At 38.9% G+C, this 12,758-nt stretch carries 13 protein-coding genes; 4 read left to right on the top strand and 9 right to left on the bottom strand.

Annotation, left to right across the window (positions count from 1 at the left end):
* The first annotated feature begins 67 nt into the window (after positions 1-67).
* The gene (locus tag DI076_RS15505; RefSeq protein ID WP_108960645.1) at positions 68-475 is read left to right on the top strand and encodes a DUF2721 domain-containing protein; all 408 of its coding nucleotides are present in this window, start codon (positions 68-70) and stop codon (positions 473-475) included.
* On the opposite strand, the gene DI076_RS15500 is transcribed toward DI076_RS15505, so the two are convergent.
* From DI076_RS15500 to DI076_RS15465, 8 genes are all read right to left on the bottom strand, one after another.
* Positions 467-1,477: a zinc-dependent alcohol dehydrogenase family protein gene (locus DI076_RS15500; RefSeq protein ID WP_108960644.1), complete on the bottom strand. Its 1,011-nt coding sequence runs from the start codon at positions 1,475-1,477 to the stop codon at positions 467-469. The two genes, DI076_RS15505 and DI076_RS15500, sit on opposite strands and share 9 nt — an antisense overlap.
* Before the next feature lie 98 nt (positions 1,478-1,575).
* Complete coding sequence (locus tag DI076_RS15495) at positions 1,576-2,007, bottom strand: VOC family protein (protein ID WP_108960643.1); 432 nt, start codon at positions 2,005-2,007, stop codon at positions 1,576-1,578.
* A gap of 175 nt (positions 2,008-2,182) precedes the next feature.
* Entirely contained in the window at positions 2,183-3,430 is a 1,248-nt protein-coding gene (ccrA, locus tag DI076_RS15490; protein WP_100716806.1) for a crotonyl-CoA carboxylase/reductase, read from the bottom strand.
* 64 nt (positions 3,431-3,494) lie between these two features.
* Entirely contained in the window at positions 3,495-4,406 is a 912-nt protein-coding gene (locus DI076_RS15485; protein ID WP_108960642.1) for an LIC11086 family outer membrane transporter, read from the bottom strand.
* Complete coding sequence (locus DI076_RS15480; RefSeq protein WP_108960641.1) at positions 4,403-5,296, bottom strand: hypothetical protein; 894 nt, start codon at positions 5,294-5,296, stop codon at positions 4,403-4,405. The genes DI076_RS15485 and DI076_RS15480 overlap by 4 nt, the downstream gene beginning before the upstream one ends.
* 11 nt (positions 5,297-5,307) lie before the next feature.
* Complete coding sequence (locus DI076_RS15475; protein ID WP_108960640.1) at positions 5,308-6,513, bottom strand: MbnH family di-heme enzyme; 1,206 nt, start codon at positions 6,511-6,513, stop codon at positions 5,308-5,310.
* Between the two features lie 60 nt (positions 6,514-6,573).
* Positions 6,574-7,419, bottom strand: coding sequence for an MbnP family copper-binding protein (locus tag DI076_RS15470; protein ID WP_108960639.1), 846 nt, complete (start codon positions 7,417-7,419; stop codon positions 6,574-6,576).
* An 84-nt stretch (positions 7,420-7,503) separates the two neighbouring features.
* Positions 7,504-7,974: an LIC_11090 family protein gene (locus DI076_RS15465; protein ID WP_108960638.1), complete on the bottom strand. Its 471-nt coding sequence runs from the start codon at positions 7,972-7,974 to the stop codon at positions 7,504-7,506.
* 125 nt (positions 7,975-8,099) lie between these two features.
* On the opposite strand from DI076_RS15465, the gene DI076_RS15455 reads away from it, so the two are divergent.
* Both DI076_RS15455 and DI076_RS15450 read left to right on the top strand, forming a co-directional pair.
* Positions 8,100-8,426: an LB_289 family protein gene (locus tag DI076_RS15455; protein ID WP_108961011.1), complete on the top strand. Its 327-nt coding sequence runs from the start codon at positions 8,100-8,102 to the stop codon at positions 8,424-8,426.
* A gap of 68 nt (positions 8,427-8,494) precedes the next feature.
* The gene (locus DI076_RS15450) at positions 8,495-10,471 is read left to right on the top strand and encodes a 7TM diverse intracellular signaling domain-containing protein (protein ID WP_108960636.1); all 1,977 of its coding nucleotides are present in this window, start codon (positions 8,495-8,497) and stop codon (positions 10,469-10,471) included.
* Positions 10,472-10,489: 18 nt separating this feature from the next.
* On the opposite strand, the gene DI076_RS15445 is transcribed toward DI076_RS15450, so the two are convergent.
* Positions 10,490-12,166: a Na/Pi cotransporter family protein gene (locus tag DI076_RS15445; protein ID WP_108960635.1), complete on the bottom strand. Its 1,677-nt coding sequence runs from the start codon at positions 12,164-12,166 to the stop codon at positions 10,490-10,492.
* A 94-nt stretch (positions 12,167-12,260) separates the two neighbouring features.
* Here DI076_RS15445 and DI076_RS15440 point away from each other — a divergent pair, with 94 nt between their 5' ends.
* On the top strand, positions 12,261-12,752 hold the full coding sequence (locus DI076_RS15440; RefSeq protein WP_108960634.1) for an FKBP-type peptidyl-prolyl cis-trans isomerase: 492 nt from the start codon (positions 12,261-12,263) through the stop codon (positions 12,750-12,752).
* Positions 12,753-12,758 lie beyond the last annotated feature (6 nt).

Raw genomic sequence — 12,758 nt, 5'->3', positions numbered from 1 at the left:
ACACTAGCGGTAAACCTTACCATTAACCTTTCTATTAACGCTACAAACTGAACTCTTACGGAATCACTTGGATAATTTAACCTACAATATACCAGGATTGTTGTTTCCCGCAATTTCACTTCTCATGTTAGGATTTACCAATCGATTTTTTGGGTTAGCCAGTTTAGCAAGACAACTCTTGGCAGAATATGAAACATCCAAATCTGAAGTTCTGATCAAACAAATTCAAAATTTACGCTTTCGAATTTCACTTATTTTATACTCTCAGAGTGCAGGAATTTTGAGTTTAATCCTCTGCACTTGTTCCTTAGGGATGATTCCTTTTTACAACTTGGTAGCTTGGATATTCTTTTCAGTATCTTTATTTTTTATGATCGTTTCACTACTATTAGCATTGATTGAAATACAAATGTCTGTGACAGCTCTTGACATTGAAAGTGAATCGATTTTAGGAAAAATTTCTAGATTAAATTGAAATCACAATTTTCCCAAAATGGGAACCTGATCGTAAGTATTGAATCGCTTCCACAGACTGTTCGAATGGAAACACTTTGTCTACAATTGGCTTTAGTCCGGATTGTTCGATGGCTTGGTTCATTTCCATGAACGCTTTTCTACCTCCAACGACTAAACCTTGGATCTTTAAATTGTTCATCACTGCAGGTAATAAGTTCAACTCTCCCGATCGACCAGCCAAAATCCCAATCAAATGGATGACACCAAACGGACGACAGGCGGCAATTGATTGCTCGAGTGTCCCAGCTCCCCCTACTTCGATGATGTGATCAGCTCCCACTTTGCCTGTAATACGTCTTATTTCTTTTCCCCAATCTTTGGTTTCTTTATAATTGATTAGAAAATCTGCACCTAAATCTTTTCCTCTTTGTAATTTTTCTTCACTTGAGGAAGTGAGGATAACTTTGGCACCTGCCATTTTTGCAAACTGTAGAGCAAAGATGGAAACTCCACCTGTTCCTTGTACAACTACAAATTCACCCGGTTTGAGTTGGCTATATTGGAAAAGCCCTGACCATGCAGTGAGAGCAGCGCAAGGTAAGGTGGCCGCTTCTTCATAACTGAGATGATTCGGCATTCTAACAAGACCTGTTTCCGGTACAACTGCTAATTCACGCAAAGTACCCGGCAAGGGTCCGCCAATCGTGTGTCGAATTTCTGCATGTGTTGCTTCTTTAGAGATCCACTTAGGAGCAAAGGTAAGCAGGACTTTGTCTCCCACATTCCATTCTGTGACTTGTGAACCAATTTGTAACACTTCACCTGCACCATCACTACATGGAACAAGTGGCAACGGAAATTTTGGATTGTATTTTCCTTCGACAACAAGTGAATCTCTGTAATTTAAGGAAGCTGCATACAATCGTACTAAAACATCTGTCGGACCAACAATTTTAGGTTCAGGGGTCTCAATTATTTTTAAATTTTCTAGTCCAAATTGTTTGATCTCAGCTTGTTTCATAAAATTTACTATCCTTTCCGTTGTTTCCTTCACTCAATATGGATTCGATTTTGAATGATTTGCTAATATGTTTTTGCTAATCATATCACTAACACACGTTATTGCTTTAATTCAATTTCTCCCTTTTCATTGAGAGGGAAAAATGGATTGTAAGCAACTTCAAATATGTGACCATCCAAATCTTTGAAATAAGCACTATATCCACCCCAAAACACTTTTTGAGGTTCCTTTAGGATCGTTGCACCTAACTTACGCACTACGTCAATGATTCGATCTACTTCGGCTTCACTTTCTACATTTTGAGCTAATGTCAGGCCAGAATACTCTTGTCTATTTTGAAAAGGGATTCCAATGTCATTTGCCAAATCCTTTTCCCCAAACAAACCAAAGACCAAAGCTCCAATTTGAAAAAATGCAACATTTTCATTGCTCTCTTTCGATTTTTTCCAACCTAGGCCCATTTCATAAAAATGAACTGCTCTGTTTAAGTCAGAAACTCCAAGGGTGATGAGATTGATTCTTGGGAACATAGATACCTGCTTTGTTCAAATATGAACTTTTTGAAAGGAAAATTTTGAATATTAGAATTCGATTTCACAAAACGGGAGTTGTGTGGTAGAAGGAGTCATTGGGTGGCGGGTGGATAACCCCACCCAGTTCGATACGGGCGGGGAAATCTACTCTAATTACAATCTCAGATTAGAACTACTTCTTTCCTAAACCTGTCGTTTTTGCACCAACGAGGATCGACATGTTTCCTGCTGGGTGTTTGTTTTCACGCATCAATTGGTGGCACTCACCAGTTTGGTCAAATGTAAAGGTTTGAGCTAGAACTGGATCCACTTTTTTATCAATCACCAATTGGTTGAGGTCACGACAGTTGTCGTCGTTAGCGAAGTGTGAACCTTGCAGACGTTTTTGTCTCATCCAAAGATAACGAAGGTCAGCTGTTGCATTGAAACCTGTGGTTCCTGCGCAGATGACAACCATACCTCCTGTTTCACAAACAAATACGGAAGTTGGAAGTGTAGTTTCACCTGGGTGTTCAAAAACGATTTGAGGGTTTTTGCCTTTTCCAGCAATGTCCCAAATCGCTTTACCAAACTCACGAGCTTGTTTGGTCCACTCAACGAATGCTTCTGGTTTGTTGATATCAGAAGTGAGTCCACCCCAATGTTTGAACTTGTTACGGTTGATCACACCAGTTGCACCTAAGTTTTTACAGAATTCAATTTTATCATCTGAGGAAACCACAGCGATTGGAATTCCACCAGCAGCTTTTACAATTTGGATTGCCATGGCACCAAGTCCACCAGCTCCACCCCAAATTAAAACTACATCACCAGGTTTTACATCATTTGGTTTCCAGTGGTGTAACATTCTGTAAGCAGTTGCAGCAACTAACATATATGCTGCGGAAGCTTCCCATGTTAGGTGTTGAGGACGAGGAAGGCATTGGTGATCTTGTACTTTACAAAATTGTGCAAAAGATCCCCAGTTTGATTCATAACCCCAAATGATTTGTGAGGGTGCATACATTGGGTCTTTACCAGAAAGAACCCATGGATCTTTTGGATCCCACATCGCACAATGGACAACTACTTCATCACCCACTTTTACATTTTTAACTTCAGAACCAACTTTGTACACGATACCAGAGGCATCAGATCCACCGATGTGGAATTTTTCAGGTTCACCTTTTTTATTCCGTGCAGCAATGACATCTACAGGGTAACCTAAGGCCGCCCAAACGTTATTATAGTTCACCCCAGCAGCCATAGTGGCTACGAGAACTTCGTTGGGACCGATCTCCGGAACATCAATGACTTCTGATTGAAAAGAAGTTTTCGGTTCGCCGTAACGTTCCGGGCGAATGACCTGTGCGTGCATTTTTTTTGGCACGACTCCAATAGGAGGTAGTTCCCCTACTGGTACGATTTCTACGTTGCTCATAGATTACCTTTTACGATTAAGATTTATACAGTTTCTTAGAACGTTTTAAAAAAGGCATGAAATGTCAATCGCTTCCCCACTCCATTGAGAAGGCAAAGGTCCATGCCGACTGGTACAATCTATACTCTCGATCTCGTTGTAACGGATAACGGTATGCCAAACTCATGTTGTATTTTTCTGAAAAATTCCAAGAAAACCCAGCACTAGCTTCTGTAAAATAAGAAGGATTGGCTTTATCTTTTTCTTTGGAATAATCAACTCCGTTGTACGGATTCCGATACAAAATTCCAGAAAAGAGCGAAATCTCGGGCATCAAATAATACGTCACATACGCGGAGATCAAAGTTGTTTTTTTAAATTCATACTCTGGTTCTGGCGGAGTAGCCGATGGTCTTCGTAAATAAAACGGGATCCCATCATTGTCTTGTAAGTTACTCGGTTGGGGTCTCGAAAGTGGATTCAGTCCACCGATCTTAGTCACAAACGACCATTTTTCATACAGGTATCCTAGTTTGATAAATCCAGTTCCAGTGTAATAATTTCCTCCCGTGAACCGATCCGTATCAGGACCACTTGGAAATCCAACAGATCCTTCGATCACAAAAAAGTACGGTTTGTCCAAATCAAAAAACGGCTGGTATTTAAAACCTAAATAGGTTTTTCCAATCCTTGCTGCATCTTCTCTTCCTCTTTGTTGGTAATAATTCCAAGGAACGGATGCATTCAAGGCAAACCGACCATCAAAAAAATTCAACTCCGCAAACGCAGTGGTTGTGAACAGGTGACTATTCTCACGTGTAGATTGGTAATAGTCTTGGGTCATCACCAGATAGTTGGTTGGTTTTTCTCGTTTCCCAGTAAATGGATCGACAAACCTTGCAGTTGCATTCGGACTATCCGACGAACCCGTGTGATGTGGAAACAAATTTCCAACTGTTACAAAAATCAAAAGGAATCCAATGACAATCTGTTTCATCTTTCGACTCCTGGAAAACAACCAGGAAAACTAAATACAATGTCTTCTGCTTGTAGGTTCTGTTGAAGGATATTGTAAAGATCCACATTGGAAACCTTAGAAATAACAACTGGATTCTCAAACTTACCACTTAGTGTCTCTAAAAATCGAATAGGAGTACCTGAAACCGTTCTATCTTGAAATAATGATGACAAGGAAAATAGAATTTCAATATTCCCACTCCTGCCATTCTTGATGGGGATTTTGCATTTCGGTGTGATAGTTTTAGAGCCTTGGGGTAAAAGAATGGTAACTGATTTAGTAGTCCCCCCAGTTATATCCATTCTTATATAAATCTCTTCCCAACTAACATTGGCAAGGGCAACGACTCCAAGAGGCATATTGGTTACCTTTGTATTCGAAAACAAAAAACTTGCCCCTGTTTCCATTGTGCTATTGAACTGGGTGATATTGGAAATGGTACCTGCATTTAGAAATGGATAGGTTTTTCCATACAAATCGTCTGCTGGCAAATCCAAGGGAACCGTATACGGTGTATGCGTTTTGGCAACAGCAGTACTCCTTTCAGAACTTGTGGTTGAAACCCCTAGTATCTGGCTTGGTGGGTTGATCCGGTAGCTACCCGTTTCCCAATTGATGTAAGTACTACTTTGAATTGAAATATTGAAAGATGTTGGCGAAGGGCTTGTCAGGCTAAACTGGTTGATGTTATCGTCAGCTTGGTCATCATAACTTCGCAAATTGGTTCCAATAGGAATCGTTTGGTTGTTACTGAAAAAAATTAGGTTTTGGAGGATGACTAATTTTTCTTCTTCCCGATCACCAACAGAACCAAATGTACATTGAGAGACTAGACCCAAACACAAGATCAGGGCCATTTGATTTTTCATGTTAGGTACTTTCAAAATGGACTCGCAAATTTTGGGTTTGTCAAAAACTCATCATCTGTTAGTGCTAATAAGAAGTTTACCATATCGTCTCTTTGGGAATTGGTAATGGTAAAAGCTCGAATCAATGTGGAATCTTTGGCAGTATGGTTTTGTCCGCCACTGCGATAATGGTCTACTACTTTGGTCAAAGCATCCCTTGCACAATCTGTTTTGGTTTTACCACTGGTGATATTAGGATTATTTGCATTATCACACATAAAACTTCCATCATGCATGTATGGGTAAGTGACACCAATATTACGAAGTGAAGGTGCACGGAATTTTCCCGTATCAGAGGAAATTCCCGTTAGATCGAATAACCCTCGTTTATTGCTAGGTTGTCCAGCATAATAGGCATCATCATGGATTCCATTACTATGGTAAAAGAATTCCTCTTTTGCCCCACCATGAAAGGAAGTATCCGTAAAATTAAACCCTCCGTGGCAATGGAAACACTCTGCCACTTCTCCATTAAAAAGATTCATCCCTCGGATTTCAGACGCATTTAAAGCAGATTTATTATTCCGAAAAGCATATTGATCATACTTTGAATTCCCTGAAATCAATGACCTTTGGAAACTCGCAATGGCAAATCGTACGTTCTGTTCATTCACAGCACTCTCTGCATTTCCATAGGCATTCCGAAATAAAGTTTGGTAAATCGATTTGGCTCTCAGTTTATCCAAAAAAACATTCGAAGAAAGTCCAAGTTCAATCGGAGACTCACCAAACATAGGTGCACGTGCCTGGATTTCTAAACTCGTCATCCGTGGGTTACTCCATGTCAATCGAGGCATATAGGCAACATTGGATAAATGTTGTGAATTTCTAGGATGAGCGACGTTGGTAATCCCTGTAGGAAAATCCTTTCCATCAGCGAAGGCTAGGGATTGGATATGGCAACTCCCACAAGACATACTCTCATCACCTGAAAGTATTTTTTCATTAAACAAATGCCTTCCCAGTTCGACCTTTGCACGAGACATCGGGTTGTCTGAAGGTACATTAGGTACGGGAAAACCAGGTGGTAAGTCCCAAACCCAATCCGAGGCAGTTGCCAAAATTCCAATGGCCGCCAAAAGCATATTGTCGTTGGATTCTTTTTTCTGAAAAGGCAATACATTACAATGGGAGAAAACACTCATTGCAAAACATAAAATTAAAAATTTAGACTTCATTATTTGATACCTAATCATTGTGAGTTGGTATTCATTCCATACCAACTCTTTCTATCATTTTTACTTTAAACTAAAGACTCTTTGCGAGATGGAACTATCCATTGCACCACTTGTAGCATTTAATCCAAATGAACGAATCAATGGTTGACAATTAGTGTCTGCTCCTCCAGGCATACAGGAGACATTGGCTGCACCTGGAACATGATCTTTGATTAATTGATCAAGACTCATTGAAACCGTTTGGTTATTTTGATTTGTTAATCCACTTAATGTAATATTTGCTCTATATTTATTTGCACAATTCCCATAATTGGGTGCTCCGCTGCAACTTGTTGAACCAAGATGTAAACTTGTCCAGTTTGATTGTGTATTCAAACTAAACTCGATTTTTGCATGTTTATACCCGCCAGTCCATGACCAGTACATTGCACCGTTATTTAGAGGAGAGATTTGAGTTGTTCTGTCTAAATGGTTTAATGATTCAGGTACTCCCACTGTAAATTTTATTCCAGTATAACTTCCTGCTGCGACAGTGCCAGTTACCTTAGAATTGGTCTCAGTAGTTTGCGTTGTTTCTAAATCAACCAATGTGACTCCATTTGATTGCCAAACATTGTCCGCTAAAAGTGTCACATCTGCCGTGGAACCATCAGCACGAACCATTTTTACTTCCGATACATAAAATCGAAAATCTCGAAATCGGACAGCGCGACTGTCAGCAGTTACATCTGCGTTTGTCACCAAAGTTTGTCCATTTGCCAGCGCTTCAAAATTTAAGTTTACAGGCTGTGGCAATGATAACGCGAGTAACGCCAGGGTTTGGTTATCGTTTGGTTCTGAGACCATATTACAAGATACAAAACCAAAAAGAAAGAGAGAAACGAGAATTGTTTTTAATAATTTCATAAATACCTAATATTCTAATATTATATTTTACTTTATGTGTAGCCAAATTCGGACTACAGGAATTAAATTGTGGAAATGATTTCCCTAGGTATTACGTGGTGGTCGAAGTAAGGTAGGTAATTTTCCATCCTCTAGAGTGGAAGGAGACTCAAAAACAAGATAAGAAAACAGAATTGGAACCGTTAATACAAATGTAAAATTTGGTCTGTCCATTGTTTGGTGGTGCATACGAAGAGACATCGCATCTTTTTTCTTTTTTTCACAAGAACAAAGGTGCGCCTCACCATTTTTGGCATCATGGCAATTTGGTTTTAATGCCAATTCCTTAGTGTGAGAATGATTGGGATCATACGAGGCACTGAGGTTTACACTTTGTTTGTCGAGGAACAATTGGTCTTCGGAATTGGAATGTTTTTCCTTTTTAGATCCGTGGTTACATTTACAAATTTTGGAGTTCGATTCCAAACAATACCCGAGTAAACCACTCCCCAAAAAGAAAAATTGGGTAGTTAGTACTAAGGTCAAAAGCCCAGAAATCCAACGAATGGAGACCATCTACCCCAATCTTTTGTCCTTAGTCCAAAAATCGAGACAATTTTTGGACAAATTGAGTGTTCCCAGTCTTGCCCTTTGAAAAGATGGTCTTGGAACCAAATGCAACCAAGCTAGAGGCCCTTACGATGAAACGCACAGAACTGGAACGCAGAGAAAGAGAACTGCGAAAAGCAGAAAAGAAAAAAATCCAAACTGGTGAGAAGGAAGCAATGAGTGTAGGTGACTACATTGATGCCCTTTTTGGAATGTTCCGTTACGATTCAGATGAAATTTTCAATGCATCCGATGATGAAAACATTTTGGAACTGCTAGAGAACATGAAAATGGAACACCCAGAGAAACAATGGGATGTGATCATTCGAAAAGCAGTGAACAAAACCAAAGTAGAACAAAAAGAAAAAGCATACGATGCCCTGCGAAATTTAGCAGGAATCTCAGTAGCAACTGCATAATTCGTATTTTTTCCTTACAAACAGATTTACAAAGGAAGGTCATCGTCTTATACTAGTGACCTTCCCGTATGAAACAGACACTCACACTTATTCTGTTATGTCTCTTTCATACAGTACTTTGGGCACAAGATAGTTCCTGTCCTAATGCAAAAGTTTTTCCGATTTCGACAAACCAAGGAAAACCAACTGATCTTTCACACTACTTAAGTTTTACTTCCACTGAATCCCCAACATCAAACCTAACAGAAGTTAAATCTTTATTCAAATTAAATCTTGTTACATCTGCTGATGGAGTTGTTCCCAATTTCGGAAACACATCCAAACAATATTGGTTTTGTTTTATACTTCGTAATGATTTAAATCACAACAAACGTACCATCACATTTATCAAATATCCCCTTCTTGACCAGGTTCAATTTTTCGCCTTACGTGAATCAGGTGAAGTTAACCAAAACATCCAAGGTCGAAAGTTTCCGTTTCAGAATCGTGACAAAGATTACCGAGGATTTAGCTTTGAAACCGAATTGTTACCAAGTGAAACAGTCACCTATTATGTAGGAATCAAAACAGATAGTTCGGTATCGGTTCCACTTATGGTTGCTGAGGAAAAACATTTTGATTCCTACGAATCATTGGATATCCTTTTGCAGGGAATGTTTTTTGGAATCGTTTGCGTGATGAGTTTATATAACTTGTTTGTCTATTTTATGGTAAGAGATAAGGCATATATTTTTTATGTAAATTATTTGATCTTTGCAGCAATTTTATTCCAACTTTCGCTTCAAGGTTTATTACCAGTTTTATTTTTTCAGAATTCACCTGAATTAGTTTATAATGCTCATAACTTTTTATATTTTTTATTCTTACTTTCTTGTTTTCCAATGAGTATTACCTTCATGAATTTAAAGGAGAATGCTCCTCGATTGTATCTAGGTTTTATGGGACTCTCGGTTATTCCAATGGTATGTTTATTGTTATTACCGTTTTTACCTTACCGTGAACTAAACCAATTTGGTGATTTGTTATCTTCCTTCTTAGCGTTTTATGCTCTATTTGTATCTTATTATGTTTCGTTTGTAAAAAAATTTCCACCAGCTCGTTTTTATTTTTTCGGGTACTTTATGTTAATCATTGGTGGACTGACCACTGTATTAAAGTACATGGGATTTTTTCCTGTAAATATTTTTACTGAAAATGCCTTCCAAGCGGCAACAGCAATTGAAGTTTTGCTTATGGCATTTGGACTTGGTGATAGGATTTCTGTTGTTCAAAAAGAAAAAGAAAGGATCCAATTAAAAGCCGAAATCAACAAACAAAAGTTAATTGCTTATGGTAAGGAGTTAAAACTCGCTCAAAAACTCCAAGAATCAACCTTACCACAAATTTTACCTAAATTCCCAGGCCTTTCGATCAAAACAGGTTATTTTCCTGCATCCCTGGTTGGTGGGGATTTTTATGACTTAACAGTGTATGGAAAACAACAAATCTGCGGTCTCATTGCCGATGTTACGGGTCATGGAGTTCCGGCAGCAATTGAAGCTGCCATGTTAAAAATTGCCTATATGCAAACTTTAGCATTTGCAAACAAACCAGGAAAAGTGTTAGAAAGTATCAACCAAGCCCTTGCAGGGAATTACAAAAACCAATTTTTAACGGCAAGTGCCATTTTTATCGATTTAGATCAAAAAGTTTTAAAAGTGGCAAATGCAGGACACCCCGCCTTATATAAGTTTAATGAAAATTCCAAGTCCATCGATGTAATTCGACCCAAAGGAAAACTCATTGGTTTTTCAAAAGAAGGATTGTATTCAGATGAAGTTCATTCCATCCAAAAAGGAGACAAATTGTTATTATTCACGGATGGGATTTGGGACCTTTGGGAAAATGGTGACTCTGGAGAAGACGCACTTCTGGATTGGTTATTGAAAAGAAAAGCAGAATCTGTTGAATCTTTGTATGGTGGGATTGATGAACACATCCGCCTGCGAAACAAAGAAGGTCCCGCAGACGACGATATTACATTTCTTCTATTTGAAATTACTTAAATGAAACAAATATACGGACTAAACGTCCGCATAAATGGCTGCATTGAGTAACCTTGAAATATTATCTAAGTTTCTGGAAATATCTCGGTAAAGAAGGGCAGGTAACAGATTGTCTTTTTTCTGGTACTTTTTCTTCTTCACTTTGGATTCATTCTTTTTGATAGATCGAATCATTTGGAAACGATACTCACGACTTTGGTTACGCACTTGTGGATTCCCAAGGATATCAAATGTTTCACTTTGTTCCAAGTTCACAAGTAAGATGTCGTAATGGTGTTTGAGTAAGTCCATTTGGTCTTTTACAGAGTTTGCAAAGTTTTTGTCGAAAGAAACTTTTTGTCTGTGTGATTTACGGATTTTTCTTGCGATTGATGCAAAATTATCTCCCATCTCTTCCACAGCTTTCACTCTTTCCATAATCCCTAATACATCTTTTGCGTAATTACCAGTGATCCCTGATTCTTGGACTTGGTTCAAGTAAGTTAACACTTCGGTTCTCACTTGATCGAGTTCTTCTTCTTTTTTGAGAACTTGTCCGATCCTTGCAGCATCATACGGTTGGAGTAAAATTTGTTCGGTCAATCGGAGGAAATCATATGTATCACGAATGATTTTTTTCGTGAATTCTACGAGTTCTACCATTGCAAGTTCTGTTGTTTTCACAGTTCCTGCTTGCAACAATCGAATGGAATCTTTTTCTTTTCCAGTTTTGGATGCAAGACCATCTACGATCGCACTCACTACTTTGGAAATGGTATTCACAAACCAAATGAGAATGAGAGTGTTAGTGATGTTAAACATTGTATGGAATAAAGAAATGTGAAATCTTGTAGATTCTTTATCCGTGAGTGGATCACCAGGAATCAAATCATCAACGATTCCTGTGAAAATTTTAAAGAAAAGCAGAGCCCATAACACACCAAACACATTGAACAATGTATGTGCTAGAGCCGCTTTTTTGGCATTTCGATTCCCTGGAATGGCCGCTAAATTGGCGGTGATGGTTGTTCCGATGTTTTCACCAAGGATCATACCATAGGCTGCATCAATTGGAATATAACCGGAAAATGCGAGAGTAATGGTGATTGTTGTGGAAGCAGAAGAAGATTGGATAACAATTGTTAACAAAGCTCCAATCAAAACAAACAACAAGATCGAATTAAATCCCATGTTTGTGAATTGTTGTAAGAAAACAAAACTCTCTGGGTCTTTTGCACTATCAGGTACCGAAGATTTTAAGTAGTCCAACCCCAAAAATAAAAATCCAAATCCGATGAGAAAACTTCCCCAACCCGATCGACTTTCTTTTCTCGAGAAGTTAAGCACAACTCCTGCGGCAATGGCTGGTAAAGCGAAGGATGCAATGTTAAATTTGAATCCCAAAAAGGAAACAATCCATGCTGTGATCGTAGTACCAATATTGGCTCCCATGATGACACCAATGGCTTGTGCCAGAGAAATCAAACCAGCATTGACAAAACCAACAACAAGGACAGTGGTCGCTGAACTAGATTGAATGGTTGAGGTAATGAATAATCCGCTGAAAACAGCAGACACACGATTTCGTGTCATGGAAGAGAGAAAGGAACGAAGTCTATCTCCTGCCACACGTTGTAAGGACTCACTGAGTAATTTCATCCCATAGATGAAAACCCCGAGCCCGCCTAAAACTTGAATGAGTAACGGCCAATTCATAGATATTGATATTTCCAGGGTTCAATTTCTTTGATTACAATATGGTACCAACCTTTTATTCGGTTGCCGTATTTTTTTCCGTACGTAGAGTGTAATCAATATGTCAAAAACGATCAGCAAAGGAATGGTTGTAGGATTTTCCTATCACCTAAAGAACGCCCAGGGAGAAACTCTGGACCAATCAGATGAACCGCTATTATACCTCCACGGCTGGCAAAATATCATCCCTGGACTGGAAAAAGAATTAGAAGGTCTTGTGAATGGTGATTCAAAAAATGTCACTGTACCACCTGAAGAAGGTTATGGGACATATAACGAAGCACTCATTTTCCAAGTTCCCAAAACAGAACTTCCACCTGAAGCGGAATTAGAAGTTGGTATGGAATTCCAAACAGATACTCCAGAAGGTAGAATGATTCTATATCTCCAAGAAGTAAGAGATGCAGATGTGATATTGAACGGCAATCACCCGTTAGCTGGCGAAACCCTTCATTTTGATGTCACCATCAAATCCATTCGCGAAGCAACCGAAGAAGAAAAACAACACGGACACGTACATGGCCCAGGTGGACACCACCACCACTAAAAACGA

Origin of the sequence: Leptospira ellinghausenii, from assembly GCF_003114815.1 — a bacterium.
Classification (GTDB): domain Bacteria; phylum Spirochaetota; class Leptospiria; order Leptospirales; family Leptospiraceae; genus Leptospira_A; species Leptospira_A ellinghausenii.
The sequence above is the reverse complement of the archived record's forward strand: the minus strand, read 5'-3'. Positions and strand labels throughout refer to the sequence as shown.